Below are 16,163 nucleotides of genomic sequence, written 5' to 3' on the forward strand. Positions count from 1 at the left end.
ATTTCACATGAGCGCCGTCTTGCAGCGATTGTCCGCGAGCAGCACGGGTTGTCACAAGCCATCAATGCGCATATGTGACATGCGCACGACGATATCGCGTTCCGTCACACGCACGTCAATGCGCTTCTTCCCAGTTCAGGCCGGCGCCCACTTCGGCGACCAGCGGCACTTTCAGGTCGGCGACACCGCACATCAACTCGGGTAAGCGCTTGCGAACGTCGGACAATTCCGCATCCGGTACTTCGAGGATCAATTCATCATGCACTTGCATGATCATGCGCGTGCCGATCTTCGACTCTTCGATCCAGTTCTGCACCGCGATCATGGAGAGCTTGATCAGATCGGCGGCCGTGCCTTGCATCGGCGCGTTGATCGCGGCGCGCTCAGCCGCTTGACGACGCGGACCATTGCCGCCGTTGATCTCCGGCAGCCACAGGCGGCGGCCGAACACCGTTTCGACATAACCCTTGGCCTTCGCGCTCACGCGTGTTTCGTCCATATAACGCGCCACGCCCGGATAACGCGCGAAATAGCGGTCGATATAGAGCTTGGCTGCGTCGCGCGTGATGCCGAGGTTCGCGGCGAGACCGAACGAACTCATGCCGTAGATCAGGCCAAAATTAATGACCTTGGCCACGCGGCGTTGATCGTTCGACACTTCGAGCGGCGTCACGCTGAATATTTCCGCGGCCGTGGCGCGGTGAATGTCTTCGCCCTGCGAGAACGCGCGCAGCAGCGACTCGTCGCCGGAAATGTGCGCCATGATGCGCAATTCGATCTGCGAATAATCCGCCGAGACCAGCTTGTGTCCGGGCGGTGCGATAAACGCTTCGCGAATACGGCGGCCTTCGCCGGTACGCACGGGAATGTTCTGCAGGTTCGGATCGTTCGACGCCAGACGCCCGGTGACCGCGACGGCCTGCGCATAGTTCGTATGCACGCGGCCCGTGGTGGCGTTGACCATGCGCGGCAGCTTGTCGGTGTAGGTGGACTTCAGCTTCGACAAGCCACGGTGTTCGAGCAGGATCTTCGGCAACGGATAGTCTTCGGCAAGCTTCTGCAGCACTTCTTCGTCAGTGGACGGTGCGCCGCTCGGCGTTTTCTTGACGACCGGCAATTCCAGCTTCTCGAAGAAGATCTGCCCGATCTGCTTCGGCGAACCCAGGTTGAATTCGCCGCCGGCCAGCACATACGCTTCGCTTTCCAACTGGATCAGACGCGTCGCGATTTCGCTGCTTTGCAGACGCAGTTTCTCCGCGTCGATCAGCACGCCGGTGCGTTCCATCTTGCGCAGAACACGCGAGGTAGGCAGTTCGATCGCGCGATACACATACTCGAGTGTCTTCTCCGCAGTCACTTGCGGATACAGCGCCTGGTGCAGCCGCAAGGTGATGTCGGCGTCTTCCGCCGCGTATTCGGCGGCCTTGTCCAACGCGACTTCGTCAAAGCCGATCTGCCCGGCGCCCTTACCCGCCACCTCTTCGTACTTGATCGTCTTCACGCCGAGATGGCGCAGCGCGAGGCTGTCCATATCATGCGTGCGATGCGATTCGACCACGTACGATTGCAGCAGTGTGTCGTGTTCGACACCGCGCATTTCAATGCCGTAGTTCGCCAGCACCTGCTCGTCGTACTTGAGATGTTGACCGACCTTCTTGTGCTCGGCGCTTTCGAGCCACGGCTTGAGCCTGGCGAGGACTTCGTCGCGCGGCAATTGCACGGGCGCGTCCGGGCCGCGATGCGCGAGCGGCACATAGGCTGCCCGGCCGGCTTCCACTGACAACGACAGCCCCACTATCTGCGCAGTCATGGGGTCGAGCGAGGTGGTTTCCGTATCGACCGAGGTGAGTTCAGCCGCGTTGATCTTCTCGAGCCACGCGTCGAATTGTTCCCACGTCTGCACGGTGTCGTAGTGCCGCTCGTGATCCACGGACAAAGCCGGCGGCACATCCGTTTCCGGGCCTTCTACGGCGTCCGCGATTTCCACTTCGCGCAGCCACGTCTTGAAGCCGTGGCGCGTGAACACCTCGCGCAACTCCTCGCGCGATTCCGGCCGGCTCTGCAGGCTTTCCTCGATCGACACGATGTGGTCGGTCATGTCGCAGTTGCGCTCGACGGTGACAAGTTTGCGTGCCATTGGCAGAAAATCGAGCGCTCTGCGCAAATTGTCTCCTACCGCACCTTTGATTTCGTCCGCATGTGCGACGATGCCATCCAGCGACTCGAATTGCGTCAGCCATTTGATCGCTGTTTTCGGCCCGCATTTCTCGACGCCGGGCACGTTGTCGACGGTATCGCCGATCAACGACAGGTAGTCGACAATGCGTTCCGGCGGCACGCCGAACTTGGCGAGCACGCCGGCGCGGTCGAGCGTTTCGTTAGTCATCGTATTGATGAGGGTGACATGATCCGACACAAGCTGCGCCAGATCCTTGTCACCCGTCGACACGATCACATTCATGCCACGCTTTTCCGCTTGCGTGCTGAGGGTGCCGATGACGTCGTCGGCCTCGACGCCGTCTATCATCAGCAAGGGCCAGCCGAGCGCGCGCACGGCCACGTGAATCGGCTCGATCTGGCGCGAGAGGTCGTCAGGCATCGACGGGCGGTTCGCCTTATAGTCCGGATACCAGTCGTCGCGAAACGTTTTGCCCTTGGCGTCGAACACGCACGCGCTATACTCTGCAGTGACTTCCTTGCGCATGCGCCGAAGCATGTTGATCATCCCGTAGAGCGCTCCCGTCGGATTACCGTCGGGGCTGCGCAGATCCGGCATCGCATGGTAGGCCCGGTACAGATAACTCGAACCGTCGACCAATAGCAGGGTCTTACCTTCAAGGCTTCGTTCTTCAGGCATTATGACTAAGAGAAAAGTGATTCCGAGTCTGCGATCACTCGCAGATCAAGAGCGCGCAACGGCCAAAAAGGCCCGCGCATCGTGGCAGATGTTCACGATTATGGCAGAGTTTATCGAGGCGACCGAGTACCTCTCGGAGATTCGCCCGGCTGTCAGCATCTATGGTTCGGCGCGCCTGAAACCGAACTCGCCCTACTACAAACTTGCCACGCAAATCGCGCGCAAGCTCTCGGACGCCGGCTTCGCCGTGATCTCGGGCGGCGGCCCGGGCATCATGGAAGCGGCCAACAAGGGCGCGCATGCGGGCAAGGCGCCTTCGGTCGGCCTGAACATCGAATTGCCGCATGAGCAGTCAGGCAATCAGTGGCAAGACATCTCGTTGCGCTTCCGCCATTTCTTCACGCGCAAGGTCACGTTCGTGAAGAACTCGGACGCCGTGATCGTCATGCCCGGCGGCTTCGGCACGCTGGACGAACTCGCCGAAGTGCTCACGCTGATCCAGACCAAGAAGTCGCGCCACGTGCCGATCATTCTGGTTGGCGCCGAGTTCTGGGAAGGCCTGCTTGCGTGGTTCAAGAACTCGCTTACGCCCATGGGCCTGATCAATCCGACCGACATGGACCTCATGCAGGTCATCGACGATCCGGACCAGGTGCTCGAAGCGGTGCTCAAGTTCTATGAAGACCGCGAGGAAGCCGAGCCGCAACCGACCAAGTCGGACGAAGACCGGATGTTCTATCTGTGAGGCTGCGCTCTTCGCGCCATGGCGCGAAATGATGCACGCAGCGGTGTGGATATGCAGATCCTAACGGGCAGCCTCAAGGCTGCCCGTTTCCATTTGATCGAACTGATCGCCTTGCGCTTGCAGCCATTCGCAGAACTGGCTGACGAGCGGCGCATTCGCGACCTCGCGCCGCGCCACCCACCAGTAGCCGCGCGCATCGATGCGTGGACCCGCCAGCGGCATCACGAGCCGTCCCGAAGTTAGCTCATCCGCCAGCATGGGCACTGGGCCAAGCGCCACGCCGAGGCCGTCCACCGCAGCCTGCAAGGCCAGATAGAAGTGATCGAACGATTGTTTTTTGCGGCATTTCGCCGTCACGCCAGCCGCTGCTAACCAGTTACGCCAGGCATCCGGCCGCGTGTCGGAATGCAGCAGCACGTGGCGCGCAAGATCGTCGGCAACCTTGATCGGCGAGCGTTGCAGCAACGCGGGGCTGCACACCGGGATGTCGGTCTCGCCGAGAAAATGGCCGCTCACGCAATTGGGCCAATGCGCGGGACCACGCCGCACGGCAACGTCGAAAGTGTCCAGCGTCTCGACCGGCGCATTCGAGGTTGCCAGTCGCAACTCTACGTTCGGCACCTTACGCTGGAACTGATGCAGCCGCGGCAGCAGCCATTTCATCGCGAAGGTAGGCAACGCATTTACGCGCAGCACATGGACAACGCCTGTGTCGCGCAATTGATCCGTGGCATGCGCGATGCTGTCGAACGCGGCCTGGACGGTAGACAAGTAACGGCGTCCGTCGTCGGTCAGACGCACGCGCTTGCCGCGACGCTGAAACACCTGCACGCCGAGCCATGATTCGAAAGCCGCGACTTGCCGGCTGATTGCACCGTGCGTCACATGCAATTCGTTCGCTGCCGCGGTAAAGCTCTCATGCCGCGCGGCAGCTTCGAATGCGCGCAACGCGGGAAACGGAGGAAGATTACGGGACATGCTTGTGATTCTAGATCACAAAGCGGTGCTCAAAAATCGTTTTGCTCGACGCTGGTTCGGCGCTAACCTCCTCAGCTTGAACTGGAAGCTAACCGATATGGATCACGATCTCACCTCGTCCGAGCCCGCGCTTGCGCCCACGCCCACCTTGCGGCAAATCTTCGGCGGCTTTCTCGGCCTCGGGCTGATCTCGTTCGGCGGGGCGCTGCCGCTGGCGCGCCGGGCGCTGGTGGAACAACGCCGCTGGCTGAGCGCCGACGAATTCACCGACTTGCTGGGCCTCTGCCAGTTTTTGCCGGGCGGCAATGTGATCAACCTCTCGGTGGCGATGGGCATGCGCTTTCGCGGCGTGCCGGGCGCGCTAGCCGGTCTGCTCGGATTGATCGCGGGACCGTCGCTGGTGGTAATCGGCCTCGGCGTGCTGTACGAACACACGCAAAACGACCCACACGTTCGCCATCTATTCGCCGGTCTCGCCGCCGCGGCCGCTGGCCTGCTGATCTCGATGGCCGTGAAAATCCTGCTGCCGCTTCGACATAGCCCAATGGCCGCGCTCATCGCGGCACTAGGCTTCATTGCGATTGCGATCATGCGGCTGCCGCTTCTGCCCACCATGCTGGTGCTCACGCCACTGAGCATCTACATCGCGTCGAGGAGCGCACGATGAACGACACGCTCATTGCCCTCGCCGTTATTTTCAGTCAGCTTTCGCTGCTCGCGTTCGGCGGCGGCAATACGATTCTTCCGGAGATGCAGCGGCAGGTGGTGGACGTGCATCACTGGATGCCGGCCAGCGAATTCAGCGCGCTGTTCGCACTCGCGCAAGCCGCGCCGGGGCCGAATCTGATGATCGTCACGCTGATCGGCTGGCACGTGGCCGGTTGGGCGGGCATGCTGGTGACGTCGGTGGCGAAGTTCGGGCCGTCGTCGCTCGTGACGATCCTCGCGATGCATGCGTGGGAGCGCTTCAAGGACCGCCCGTGGCGACGCTACGCGCAACTGGGACTGGTGCCCGTGACCGCAGGCATTATCGCGGCGAGCGCGGCGCTGATTGCCGAAGCCTCGGACTCGACGGCCATCGCGTGGGCGATCAGCTCTTTCACCGCCGTCATGGCGATGACGACGCGCGTCCATCCGCTGTGGCTTCTGGCGGCCGGCAGTTTGATCGGGCTGATCGGCATCGGGCAGCTTTGAGTTTGTTGGAGCAGGAGCGAGCCGAAGTGGCGCTCGCCCTTGCCTGCCAAAAACCGCTTACTGAAACGCGACTTCCGCGAAGCTGCGCAGCTTGCGGCTATGCAAACGATGCAGCCCGTTCATGCGCAATAGCTCCATCGCCTTCACGCCGATTTGCAGATGCTGATCGACCTGCGCGCGATAAAACTGATCCGCCATGCCGGGCAACTTCAATTCGCCGTGCAAGGGCTTGTCCGACACGCACAGCAAGGTGCCGTAAGGCACGCGGAAACGGAAACCGTTCGCGGCGATGGTCGCGCTTTCCATGTCGAGCGCAATCGCGCGGCTTTGCGAGAGCCGCAGCACCGGCTCGCGGTGATCGCGCAACTCCCAGTTGCGGTTGTCCACACTCGCCACCGTGCCCGTGCGCATGACGCGCTTCAGTTCGACGCCGTCCAGTTGCGTGACCTGCGCGACCGCGCGCTCAAGCGCCACCTGCACTTCGGCGAGGGCCGGAATCGGCACCCACAGCGGCAAGTCGTCGTCGAGCACGTGATCCTCGCGCACGTAGCCGTGCGCCAGCACATAGTCGCCGAGACGCTGCGTGTTGCGCAGCCCCGCGCAGTGGCCGAGCATGATCCACGCATGCGGACGCAACACGGCGATGTGATCGGTGATGGTCTTCGCGTTCGACGGTCCGACGCCGATGTTGATCATCGTGATGCCGCTGCCGTCCGCGCGCTTCAGGTGATACGCGGGCATCTGCGGCAAACGCGGCGGCGCCGTGCCTTCCTGCTCCTGTTCGCCGAGATTCGCGTTGTACGTGACCACGTCGCCAGGCTCGACGAAGGACGTGTATTCGCTGCGATAGGCGCGCAATTCTTCGTCGTCGGTATGGGCCATCATCGTGCGGCCGAGTTTGACGAACTCGTCGATATAGAACTGATAGTTCGTGTACAGCACGTAGTTCTGGCAGTGCGTGGGCGAGGTCGCCGTATAGTGCTTCAGCCGATGCAGCGAGAAATCGACCCGCGCCGCCGTGAACAACGCAAGCGGATGCGGCTCGCCCGGCAGCGGTTCATACGTGCCGTTGACGATGCGGTCGTCGAGCAGCGCCAGGTCCGGCGTATCGAACACATCGCGCATCAGGAACAGGCGCTCGCGGTCCAGATCGCCTTCGAGATGGATGCCCTCGGCGAAAGCGAAATGAATCGGAATCGGCTGGTCCGACACGCCGACTTCGATCTGCACGTGATGATTCTTCGCCAGCAGGCGCAATTGCTCGCGATAGTAGTTGCCGAACAGATCGGGCCGCGTGACGGTCGTCTCGAACACACCCGGACCCGCGACGAAGCCATATGAGCGGCGTGAGTCGATATGCGTGTTGACCTCGGTGCACACCCGCACGAACGGATAGCAGGCGCGTACCCGGCGTTCGAACAACTCGTTGCGGCGATAGCGCGCGAAGGCGTCGCGCAGGAACGAAGTGTTCGCTTCGTAGATCGCAGAGAGGCGGGTGACTGCCTCGGTCGCGTCGTCGAAGGATTCGGTTGGGAAGCTGTTGGCGGGCGTCTGCACCGCGCGTTGATTGGTATCGTTGTTCATCTTCATTCGCCTCTAATGATGAGGCCACATTACCACGGAACCGTTGCTCGCCAAATCACGTGACGGTGCTGCAACACACGTTGCCGCACCGCCTGCAAGTTTGCGCGCACGCCGCGCGAAAGCGGCGCAAAATAAGGCGGTCGCGCCCGAGGACAAGGTGGGATTTGCTAGAATCGGGGCACCATATTGGAGAATCACCATGAAGCCGCTCCTTCCCGTCGCCGTTGCACTGGCCTTCGCCTTTGGCAACGCCGCGATGGCTGCCCAGCCTGTCGACGATACACCGGCTCCCGGCGCGCCTCAGTCCGCCAACGAACGGGCCGGTCTGCCCGACCTGGAGAAGATCAATCGTCCGGCCGCCGAGGTCAGTTCGAAGGTCGAAATCAACGTTCCGCGCACGCCGAGCTTCTACGAACGCAGCGCCAACGGCACCGAAATCACCGAATACCGCGACAAAGGCAAGCCCGTCGAAATCAACGTGCATTCGAACCTCGGCACACGCTATCAAATGAGCGCGCCGCTCGACACGTCGCCCTCCGTGCGCGACAACGGCCGTGCAAGCACGCGTTTGCCGTCGGTGCACCTGACCTATTGATGCATGCCGGGGCGGCGCCCCGGTGTGGGGTGCCGCCCGGATTCACGCGCCCGCAAGGCGCCGTTCCGAGCCTCGGACTGGCTGGCCGCTCACCCTGGTGGTAAGGCGTTGAAATACCGCCGCGCTTCATGGCGCCGAAAAAACGCTTTCTCGATACCGCATTTGCCTCACATCGCACTGGCCGACTTGCGCCAGCCCGACCAACCTGATCTGACGTTTCCCGCATGGCTGTCTTCACCGCTGTCACCGAACCCCAACTTGCAGAATGGATGAGCCATTACGATCTCGGCGACGTCGTCGAATTTCGCGGCATTTCCTCCGGTATTGAGAACAGCAACTTCTTCCTGACGACGACGCGCGGCGAATACGTCCTCACGATTTTCGAAAAGCTGACGGCCGAACAACTGCCGTTCTATCTCGACCTCATGCGGCATCTGGCCGCGCACCGCGTGCCGGTGCCGGACCCCATGCCGCGCGCAGACGGCGCGCTGTTCGGCACCTTGCATGGCAAGCCCGCCGCCATCGTGACCAAGCTCGAGGGCGCGCCGGAACTGGCGCCGGGCGTCGAGCACTGCATCGAGGTCGGGCAGATGCTGGCGCGCATGCACCTGGCAGGACGCGACTACACGGGCTATCAACCGAATCTGCGCAGCCTGCCGTGGTGGCAGGAAACCGTGCCGACCATCCTGCCGTTTCTGCAAGGCGAGCAACGCGAGTTGCTGTCGTCGGAACTGGCGCACCAGGAGGCCTTCTTCGCCTCGGCCGATTACGCCGCGCTGCCGGAAGGCCCGTGCCACGCCGACCTGTTCCGCGACAACGCCATGTTCGCGCACGCCGCGCCGGACACAGGCCACGAAGTGCGCCTGGGCGGTTTCTTCGACTTCTATTTCGCCGGCTGCGACAAATGGCTGTTCGATGTGGCGGTGACGGTCAACGACTGGTGCGTCGACCTCGCCACCGGCAAGCTCGACGACGCGCGCACCGAAGCCATGCTGCGCGCCTACCAGACCGTGCGCCCCTTCACCGCCGAAGAAAACCGCCATTGGGGCGACATGCTGCGAGCGGGCGCGTACCGTTTCTGGGTTTCGCGCCTGTATGATTTTTATTTGCCGCGCGCGGCCGAACTGCTCAAACCGCACGATCCCGGCCATTTCGAGCGCATTCTGCGCGAACGCCTAACCGGCGTTGCACTTCCAGGCATTCATACCTCATGCAACTGATCGAAGTCCCCGCGAAAGCCGGCTATGTGTGGTTCCGGCAGGGTATCTGGCTGTTCCGCAAGAACCCGCTCGCGTTCCTGACGCTGTTCTTCACCTATCTGCTGGTAATGACGCTCGTGGCGCAGATTCCGGTGGTCGGCGGCGTGTTGCCACTGGCCTTCATTCCGGGCGTCGCGGTCGGCTTCATGGCGGCGTGCCGCAACACGATCGCCGGCAAACCGGTGTTCCCGACCATTCTGGTGGACGGTTTTCACTCGTACGGCCCGGTGGTCGCCAAACGGCTGCTGGTGCTCGGCGTGCTTTACGTCGTTGCGATGGCATTGGTGCTGGCCGCTTCAGCGCTCGCCGACGGTGGCATGCTGCTGAAGGTCATGCTCGGCGCCGCCACGATGGATCAGGACGCGATCGCCAACAGCAATATCCCGCTGGCGGTGATCACAGCTTTGGTGGTCTACATTCCAGTGGCGATGATTTTCTGGTTCTCGCCGATTCTCGCCGCGTGGCATGACGTGCCGCCCGTCAAGGCGATGTTCTTCAGCCTCGTCAGCTGCTGGCGCAACCGCGGCGCGTTCATCGTGTTCGGCGCGCTGTGGTTCGCGGTGGCGATGACGGTGTCGCTCGGCTTGTCGGCGCTGATGCAGGCGCTGGGTGCGGGCGACTTCGCATTCGCGATCCTGATGCCCGCCACGATGATCGTCACGACCATGCTTTACTGCTCGTTTTACGCGACCTATCGCGGCTGCTTCGGCGTGCAAACGCCCGAGGCACCGGACTTGCCGACCACGCCGGCGGCTTGAGTTCCGTTCGGCCGCGGGCGCTGTTCTGGCGCCCGCGCCGCCTTTGCGGCGACGCCTGCCCTCGCCGTTTCCTGAATCTCCAGGCTGCACTCGTCAAGCTGCGTCGATTTGCGGCACAATGATTTGCGCGCAATCCATTTGCACGCTCTTTTTATACGAGATGCATCATGACCCAGCGCCCCGCTTTGCCCTTCACGCTCGACGAGCAACTCTGCTTCGCCCTCTACTCAACCTCGCTTGCCATGACCAAGGCGTACAAGCCGCTGCTGGACAAGCTGGGCCTGACGTATCCGCAATATCTGGCCATGCTGGTGCTGTGGGAGAGCGACGACGTCACGGTCAAGGACATGGCCGCTCGTCTGAATCTCGATTCGGCGACGGTCACGCCGCTGCTTAAACGTCTCGAAACACAAGGGCTGCTGGAGCGGGTACGCGGTGTCGAAGACGAGCGTCTCGTGTATATCCGGCTCACCAAAGCCGGTACGGCACTCAAGCGCCAGGCGCGCGAAGTGCCCGCCGAAATCTTTTGCGCGACCCAGCAGACGCCCGAATTTCTGCTGCGTTTGCGCGACGACCTGACTCGCTTGCGCGCCACCCTCAACGATTACATGGACCACTAGCCGGTTCGTTGCAAAACGCGTGCTATCGCTACGATGCGAAAATTCATTTGCACACAAATGATTTGTGTACTATCTTACTCACATGCCGCAGCGACAGCGCTCCGCCAGAACGGCGGGCTCAGCAAAGAGCGGCAAATTTGCAGATCCTGACAACCCAGACAAAGGAGCAGCACCATGAACATCCTCTACAAAGCAAGCGCAACGAGCACCGGTGGCCGCGACGGCCGTGCAGTGTCGTCGGACAACGCATTGGACGTGAAGCTGGCAGCACCGCGTGAACTGGGCGGCACGGGCGCAGCGGGCACGAATCCGGAACAGCTCTTTGCTGCAGGCTACTCCGCATGTTTCCTGAGCGCCATGAAGTTCGTCGCTGGCCAGAAAAAGCAGACTTTGCCTGCGGATACGCAAGTCACGGCGGAAGTCGGCATTGGCCCGAACGACAAGGGCGGCTTCGCACTCGACATCGATCTGCGCGTCTCGCTGCCGGGTCTGGACGCCGGCGCGGCCAAGGAACTGGTCGACGCAGCGCATCAGGTCTGCCCGTACTCGAACGCCACGCGTAACAACGTCGACGTCCGCTTGCAAATCGCCTGAGCGACAGATTCGATGCATCGCTAGAGAATCGCTCGAGCGGCGCGGAAAACCGCGGCGCTCGCCACGACAGCGCCCGCACCCTGCACAATAGGGGCGGGCGCTGTGTCGTTTGCAGACGCGGCATGCAATGTGCAGCGTAGATCCGAAGCGCAGCCGTCCACCTTAATTCCACTATCCACATTCCTGATGACACGCGTCCGACGCTTGAACGACTCTTTCGACACCGGTCTGGTCTGGTTTCGCCGTGACCTGCGCAGTACGGACAACGCCGCGCTCTACTACGCACTCAAGCATTGCGAGCGCGTGTGGTGCGTATTCGTGTTCGACACGACGATCCTGCAACCGCTGGTCCACGCCTGGCAGGCTCGCCATCCAGATACGCAGCCGCAGGATCGCCGCATCGAGTTGATTCTTGGGGCGCTGGGCGAACTGGATGAAGCATTACGCGCCAATGGCGGCGGCTTGATCGTGCTGTACGGCGACCCCGCCGACCTGGTGCCGAAGCTCGCCGATGAACTCGGCGTGGACGCGGTTTTCGCGAATCACGATTACGAACCGGTCGCGATCGCGCGCGACGAGACAGTCCGCGACACGCTCACTGAAGCCGGGCGCCAATGGCTCACGTTCAAGGATCAGGTGATTTTCGAGCGCGACGAGGTGCTCACCGGCCAGAACAAACCGTTCACGGTGTTCACGCCGTACAAGAATGCCTGGCTCAAGCAACTGACGGCCTTCGATCTGAAGCCGTATCCGGTGGAGAGTTACACGAAGCATCTGGCCGCGCCGCCGTCGAAGCTGGACCGCCGTTTGCCGACGCTCGATCAACTCGGCTTTGCGCCGAGCAATCTCGCCGAACTGGACCTGCCCACCGGCATGAGCGGCGCGCAGCGTCTGCTCGACGACTTCGCGACGCGCATCGACAGCTACAAGGACCGGCGCGACTTTCCCGCCGCGAAGGGTCCGAGCTATCTGTCGGCGCATCTGCGCTTCGGTACCGTCTCGATCCGCACGCTCGCGCGCCTCGCCCACGAGATGTCGCTGCAACCCGACGGGGAAGGCTCGGCGACGTGGCTGTCGGAACTGATCTGGCGAGACTTCTATTTCATGATCCTGGCGCATCATCCGCGGCTCGCGAGCGGCGCGTCGTTCAAGGAAGAGTACGAGCGGCTGCGCTGGGAGCAAGGCCCGGAAGCCGACGAGGCGTTCGCCGCGTGGTGCGACGGCCGCACCGGCTACCCGCTCGTCGACGCCGCGATGCTGCAACTGAACCGCACCGGCTATATGCACAACCGTCTGCGGATGGTGACGGCGAGTTTTCTGGTGAAGGATCTAGGCGTGGACTGGCGACTCGGCGAGCGGTACTTCGCCCAACAGTTGAATGACTTCGATTTCTCGGCGAATAACGGCGGCTGGCAGTGGGCGGCGTCGACGGGATGCGACGCGCAGCCTTATTTCCGGATCTTCAATCCGATCACGCAGTCCGAAAAATTCGACGCCGAAGGTCGCTTTATTAAGCGTTATTTGCCCCAACTCGCGAAGCTGCCATCGAAGTGGATTCATGCGCCGTGGCTGGCGGGCACGGAGCGGCTCGCGGAATTCGGCGTGGTATTGGGCAAGGACTATCCGGCGCCGATCGTCGACCATGCCGAAGCGCGGGCGCGCACGCTGGCCCGATTCGGCAAGTGAGCAAACGCTTACGTCGCTTTGTTTTGATTCTGGATATCTGAAGGAGACTCGCGGATGCGCCGATGGCCGTCGCTAGTGGTATTTCTTGTCCTGGCCTTCGCAGCCGCGTTCGTCGCGAGCCGGTTTCTGCCCGACGCCTGGTACGTGGCGCTGCAAAAGCCCGCGTTCAATCCGCCGGACTGGGTTTTCCCGCCGGCGTGGTCGATGCTTTATGTGCTGATGGCGATTGCCGCCTGGCGCGTGTGGAAACGCGACGGTCTGAGCGCAGCGATCGTTTTATGGCTGGTGCAGTTGCTGTTCAACGCAGCCTGGATGTGGCTCTTCTTCGGTCTGCATCGACCGGACGCGGCGCTGGCCGACATTCTGATACTGCTGATATTGATCGTCGCGCTGGCATTTGCATTCTGGCGACGAGACCGCTGGGCAGGCGGACTATTGATGCCCTATGTGGCTTGGGTGGCGTTCGCCGCGGTGTTGAATCACGCGTTGTGGCAATTGAATCCGGCTGTCTGAGCGCTTGCAACGACTTGCGACAGCTTGGGCGCCTCACCCTGAACACCGGCGTTGCAATTCGCGCCGATGCTTTAACCGATGCAACTTAGTGCTGGGTCATCCACGACGGTTGGCGGACGTTCGCCTCACGGTCCAGCTTGCGCATACGGAATTCCAGATCGTACAGATCGGTCGCTTCAGCGAGGAAAGCGTCAGCGCGTTCTTTCGCGAGTTGATCGGGCGATTTGGTCAGAAACAGAAACAGGCGGCTAAGCAGGTACATGGTCAACCTCGACAATGAGTTTAGGCGTTAACTCCTAAGGGATAACCCGTATTATAGGGAAAACCCTAGGAACACGCCAGTACTCATTTCGAAATGTTGTTTCATCGTCAACGCGCGCCCGCGGAGGCCGCTGCGACGTCGGCTTCAGCGATACGGCCCGCGCCTGTGCGGCGCTGATGCTTGAAGAATTCCCACACCATGGCGCTTGCGTCGGGACCTTTGGCGGAATGAAACGGCACAGCGTCGTCGCCGCCGCTCCAGGCATGGGCGAGCCCTTGCACACGGCACAGCCGGACCACACGCCGCCCGCCGCGCAGATAGTCGCGCATGACCACGCCGCCTTTGCGGTCTTCGCGGACTTCGCCTGATTTGCGCGCGCCGTTCTGGTCGACGATGCGGTTCAGGCGGAGAAACTGTACCGCCAGCTGGTCGGCATTGACCGGCGAGACCACATGGTCGGCGTCGCCGTGGATGATGAGGGCCGGCATGCCAGGGTAACGCGCCACGTCGGCGGCTTCGTCGACCAGTTCGGCCGGTTCGCGGCGCGCGCCGCGCCGCATTACGTCCATCGCCATAATGCCGGAACGCGCCTCGCCAAAAGCAGGGCCGGAGTGCAGCGCGACCGCCGCGAAATGCTCCGGATGATGGAGGGCGAGCAGCGCCGTCAGGCCGGCGCCAGCGGAAATTCCAGCGACATACACGCGCTCGCTGTCGAATCCGTGCTGCGCGACCAGCGCATCCACCAGCGAGACCACCGCGCGCGCTTCGGCGCCGCCGGCGCTTTCGCCTGCGTCGTACCAATGCCAGCAGCGGTGCGAATGCACGTGCTTCGACTGTTCCGGATAAACCACGGCAAAACCGAAACGGTCGGCGAGCACGTTCATCCGCGTGCCTTCGGCGAATTCATCGATCGACTGCGTGCAGCCGTGCAGCATCACCACCAGCGGCATGGCTTCGAGCGCATGGCCCGTCGGAATATACAAGCCGTATTGAAGGTGGTTGACCAGCCGGCCGGGCGCGGCAGGCGCCGAGTGGAAGGAGCGCGTCCACGACCCGCTCGCCCATGCCGACGCGCGCGGACGCACCCGTGATTCACGAGCAGCGGCGCGCGGCACCTCGCGTTTGACGGGCGCGCGCACGGCCGCGGCCGGCTTGATCGGGCGAACTTTGGTGGACGGCTTACTGGTGGCGGGGCGGGCCGGTCGCGTCGTGGTGCGCTTGGTGGTCTTGCGGGCGTGCTCGGTCTGGATCGCGAGCAGGCGCTTGAGACCGCGCAGCCAGATTTTCGATAGACTTTTTGCCATTGGCGGAAAACCTCGCAAAAAGGGACAGGGTCCGTCCGGAAGAACGGTACTTTGTTGTGCAATGCACAATAACACCAATCCTCATGCGATGCTGGCACCCCGGAATGCTATCCCGGACCGCGATTTCCGCCCAGCGAACTTTGTCACGAGGCCGGCGTCAAAGCCCCGCAAGGCTCGTCCGCTGTTCGTTTGCCGCTTGATTGTCACTTTGTTTGCCGGTTGCCGGCAGAAACTTTCCCGCTTGTTCGCAAGCCAACTCCCAGCGGCAAAAAGTCTCGCGCGCAGTGCAACCGCCCTGCAGCACCCGACTATACTGGCGCATGATTCTCCGCCGCACGGACTTCGCCGCGCCGGCCGAGTCGGCGACTTGCGCCGCTCGTGCGTTAATTCACCACCAACCCGATTCTACGCGGCCTTGGTCGCGCCTTTTGCCATGCCCGATTTGACTGCCCACCTTTGGTATTCGATCACCAGCCTCGGCGGCGCCGGCATGACGCTGCCGCTCGCGTTCGCCATTGCGCTGTGGCTGGCGGTCGGCTACACGTGGCGCATGGCGGCGGGCTGGCTGCTGCTGCTCGGCGCGGCCATCGGCATCGTGACGGTGACGAAGCTGGCGTTCCTCGGCTGGGGCGTCGGCGTGCGCGAACTGGACTTCACCGGCGTCAGCGGTCATGCCATGCTGTCCACCGCGGTCTATCCGGTCGTGCTGTTCGTCATGCTTTTGCCGACGCGTCCGGCCATCCGTCTGGCCGGCGTGCTGCTCGGCCTCGCTGCCGGGATCGCGGTGGGTTTGTCGCGCATCGTGCTGAGCGCTCACTCGCCGTCTGAAGCCATTACCGGCTGTCTGACCGGTGCCTTGGCGGCGCTGGTGTTCGTTCGTCTCGCGTGGCATGCGGAGCCGGGCCGGTTGTCGGCCCTGCCCGTCGCCGTCAGCATGATGGTCCTCGCGGTGCTGGCGCACGGTGTGCACGTGCCGACGCAGCGCTGGGTCACGCATATCGCACTGAAAGTGTCCGGTCATGACCGGCCGTTCATTCGCGCAAAGTGGAAGGCGGTGCGCGAGGTCCGGCCGGCCATGGCGCCGCTGTCGCAAACGCTCAACACGCTGGCACCGCCGCATTCGTCCGACGTCTGAACCAACTCCCATTATTCGATACACCGCGTCATGCGCACGGCTGAATAATTGTCATGGGTCACCGTTATAACCTGTCATA

At 62.5% G+C, this 16,163-nt stretch carries 16 protein-coding genes; 11 read left to right on the forward strand and 5 right to left on the reverse strand.

Annotation, left to right across the window (positions count from 1 at the left end; genetic code table 11):
* Nucleotides 1-115 precede the first annotated feature (115 nt).
* Nucleotides 116-2,857: a DNA polymerase I gene (polA, locus tag B0G75_RS27750; RefSeq protein ID WP_106313287.1), complete on the reverse strand. Its 2,742-nt coding sequence runs from the start codon at nucleotides 2,855-2,857 to the stop codon at nucleotides 116-118.
* Between the two features lies 1 nt (nucleotide 2,858).
* Between polA and B0G75_RS27755 the strand changes: the two genes are divergently transcribed.
* Nucleotides 2,859-3,602, forward strand: a complete 744-nt coding sequence (locus B0G75_RS27755) for a TIGR00730 family Rossman fold protein (RefSeq protein WP_106313288.1) — start codon at nucleotides 2,859-2,861, stop codon at nucleotides 3,600-3,602.
* Nucleotides 3,603-3,662: 60 nt separating this feature from the next.
* On the opposite strand, the gene B0G75_RS27760 is transcribed toward B0G75_RS27755, so the two are convergent.
* Nucleotides 3,663-4,580 carry a transcriptional regulator GcvA gene (locus tag B0G75_RS27760; protein ID WP_106313289.1) on the reverse strand — a complete coding sequence of 306 codons (918 nt, stop codon included), beginning with the start codon at nucleotides 4,578-4,580 and terminating at the stop codon, nucleotides 3,663-3,665.
* Nucleotides 4,581-4,677: 97 nt separating this feature from the next.
* On the opposite strand from B0G75_RS27760, the gene B0G75_RS27765 reads away from it, so the two are divergent.
* Nucleotides 4,678-5,247 (forward strand): chromate transporter, encoded by a 570-nt coding sequence (locus B0G75_RS27765; RefSeq protein ID WP_106313350.1) that lies wholly within the window; start codon nucleotides 4,678-4,680, stop codon nucleotides 5,245-5,247.
* Complete coding sequence (locus B0G75_RS27770; RefSeq protein WP_106313290.1) at nucleotides 5,244-5,774, forward strand: chromate transporter; 531 nt, start codon at nucleotides 5,244-5,246, stop codon at nucleotides 5,772-5,774. The genes B0G75_RS27765 and B0G75_RS27770 overlap by 4 nt, the downstream gene beginning before the upstream one ends.
* Before the next feature lie 57 nt (nucleotides 5,775-5,831).
* On the opposite strand, the gene B0G75_RS27775 is transcribed toward B0G75_RS27770, so the two are convergent.
* Complete coding sequence (locus tag B0G75_RS27775) at nucleotides 5,832-7,358, reverse strand: AMP nucleosidase (RefSeq protein WP_106313291.1); 1,527 nt, start codon at nucleotides 7,356-7,358, stop codon at nucleotides 5,832-5,834.
* A gap of 199 nt (nucleotides 7,359-7,557) precedes the next feature.
* Between B0G75_RS27775 and B0G75_RS27780 the strand changes: the two genes are divergently transcribed.
* From B0G75_RS27780 to B0G75_RS27810, 7 genes are all read left to right on the forward strand, one after another.
* Nucleotides 7,558-7,953, forward strand: coding sequence for a hypothetical protein (locus B0G75_RS27780; protein WP_106313292.1), 396 nt, complete (start codon nucleotides 7,558-7,560; stop codon nucleotides 7,951-7,953).
* A 224-nt stretch (nucleotides 7,954-8,177) separates the two neighbouring features.
* Nucleotides 8,178-9,173, forward strand: coding sequence for a homoserine kinase (locus B0G75_RS27785; protein ID WP_106313293.1), 996 nt, complete (start codon nucleotides 8,178-8,180; stop codon nucleotides 9,171-9,173).
* On the forward strand, nucleotides 9,164-9,970 hold the full coding sequence (locus B0G75_RS27790; protein WP_106313294.1) for a BPSS1780 family membrane protein: 807 nt from the start codon (nucleotides 9,164-9,166) through the stop codon (nucleotides 9,968-9,970). Before B0G75_RS27785 ends, B0G75_RS27790 begins: the two co-directional genes overlap by 10 nt.
* 167 nt (nucleotides 9,971-10,137) lie before the next feature.
* Nucleotides 10,138-10,590, forward strand: a complete 453-nt coding sequence (locus tag B0G75_RS27795; RefSeq protein WP_106313295.1) for a MarR family winged helix-turn-helix transcriptional regulator — start codon at nucleotides 10,138-10,140, stop codon at nucleotides 10,588-10,590.
* Between the two features lie 174 nt (nucleotides 10,591-10,764).
* Nucleotides 10,765-11,184: an organic hydroperoxide resistance protein gene (locus tag B0G75_RS27800; protein ID WP_106282649.1), complete on the forward strand. Its 420-nt coding sequence runs from the start codon at nucleotides 10,765-10,767 to the stop codon at nucleotides 11,182-11,184.
* Nucleotides 11,185-11,370: 186 nt separating this feature from the next.
* On the forward strand, nucleotides 11,371-12,870 hold the full coding sequence (locus B0G75_RS27805; RefSeq protein WP_106313296.1) for a deoxyribodipyrimidine photo-lyase: 1,500 nt from the start codon (nucleotides 11,371-11,373) through the stop codon (nucleotides 12,868-12,870).
* A 54-nt stretch (nucleotides 12,871-12,924) separates the two neighbouring features.
* On the forward strand, nucleotides 12,925-13,383 hold the full coding sequence (locus tag B0G75_RS27810) for a TspO/MBR family protein (protein WP_106313297.1): 459 nt from the start codon (nucleotides 12,925-12,927) through the stop codon (nucleotides 13,381-13,383).
* An 85-nt stretch (nucleotides 13,384-13,468) separates the two neighbouring features.
* Here B0G75_RS27810 and B0G75_RS27815 read toward each other — a convergent pair whose 3' ends face one another.
* Together B0G75_RS27815 and B0G75_RS27820 are read right to left on the reverse strand one after the other, a co-directional pair.
* Nucleotides 13,469-13,645, reverse strand: coding sequence for a DUF3563 family protein (locus B0G75_RS27815; RefSeq protein ID WP_095422103.1), 177 nt, complete (start codon nucleotides 13,643-13,645; stop codon nucleotides 13,469-13,471).
* Nucleotides 13,646-13,752: 107 nt separating this feature from the next.
* Nucleotides 13,753-14,949, reverse strand: coding sequence for a PHB depolymerase family esterase (locus B0G75_RS27820; protein ID WP_106313298.1), 1,197 nt, complete (start codon nucleotides 14,947-14,949; stop codon nucleotides 13,753-13,755).
* Between the two features lie 433 nt (nucleotides 14,950-15,382).
* On the opposite strand from B0G75_RS27820, the gene B0G75_RS27825 reads away from it, so the two are divergent.
* Nucleotides 15,383-16,084: a phosphatase PAP2 family protein gene (locus B0G75_RS27825; protein WP_106313299.1), complete on the forward strand. Its 702-nt coding sequence runs from the start codon at nucleotides 15,383-15,385 to the stop codon at nucleotides 16,082-16,084.
* Nucleotides 16,085-16,163: the final 79 nt, after the last annotated feature.

Source organism: Paraburkholderia sp. BL18I3N2 (assembly GCF_003001875.1).
GTDB lineage: Bacteria > Pseudomonadota > Gammaproteobacteria > Burkholderiales > Burkholderiaceae > Paraburkholderia > Paraburkholderia phytofirmans.

Coding starts and splice junctions, on each gene's coding strand:
- polA (WP_106313287.1), bottom strand. CDS start 2,857: ATGCCTGAAGAACGAAGCCTTGAAGGTAAGACCCTGCTATTGGTCGAC.
- B0G75_RS27755 (WP_106313288.1), top strand. CDS start 2,859: ATGACTAAGAGAAAAGTGATTCCGAGTCTGCGATCACTCGCAGATCAA.
- B0G75_RS27760 (WP_106313289.1), bottom strand. CDS start 4,580: ATGTCCCGTAATCTTCCTCCGTTTCCCGCGTTGCGCGCATTCGAAGCT.
- B0G75_RS27765 (WP_106313350.1), top strand. CDS start 4,678: ATGGATCACGATCTCACCTCGTCCGAGCCCGCGCTTGCGCCCACGCCC.
- B0G75_RS27770 (WP_106313290.1), top strand. CDS start 5,244: ATGAACGACACGCTCATTGCCCTCGCCGTTATTTTCAGTCAGCTTTCG.
- B0G75_RS27775 (WP_106313291.1), bottom strand. CDS start 7,358: ATGAACAACGATACCAATCAACGCGCGGTGCAGACGCCCGCCAACAGC.
- B0G75_RS27780 (WP_106313292.1), top strand. CDS start 7,558: ATGAAGCCGCTCCTTCCCGTCGCCGTTGCACTGGCCTTCGCCTTTGGC.
- B0G75_RS27785 (WP_106313293.1), top strand. CDS start 8,178: ATGGCTGTCTTCACCGCTGTCACCGAACCCCAACTTGCAGAATGGATG.
- B0G75_RS27790 (WP_106313294.1), top strand. CDS start 9,164: ATGCAACTGATCGAAGTCCCCGCGAAAGCCGGCTATGTGTGGTTCCGG.
- B0G75_RS27795 (WP_106313295.1), top strand. CDS start 10,138: ATGACCCAGCGCCCCGCTTTGCCCTTCACGCTCGACGAGCAACTCTGC.
- B0G75_RS27800 (WP_106282649.1), top strand. CDS start 10,765: ATGAACATCCTCTACAAAGCAAGCGCAACGAGCACCGGTGGCCGCGAC.
- B0G75_RS27805 (WP_106313296.1), top strand. CDS start 11,371: ATGACACGCGTCCGACGCTTGAACGACTCTTTCGACACCGGTCTGGTC.
- B0G75_RS27810 (WP_106313297.1), top strand. CDS start 12,925: ATGCGCCGATGGCCGTCGCTAGTGGTATTTCTTGTCCTGGCCTTCGCA.
- B0G75_RS27815 (WP_095422103.1), bottom strand. CDS start 13,645: ATGTACCTGCTTAGCCGCCTGTTTCTGTTTCTGACCAAATCGCCCGAT.
- B0G75_RS27820 (WP_106313298.1), bottom strand. CDS start 14,949: ATGGCAAAAAGTCTATCGAAAATCTGGCTGCGCGGTCTCAAGCGCCTG.
- B0G75_RS27825 (WP_106313299.1), top strand. CDS start 15,383: ATGCCCGATTTGACTGCCCACCTTTGGTATTCGATCACCAGCCTCGGC.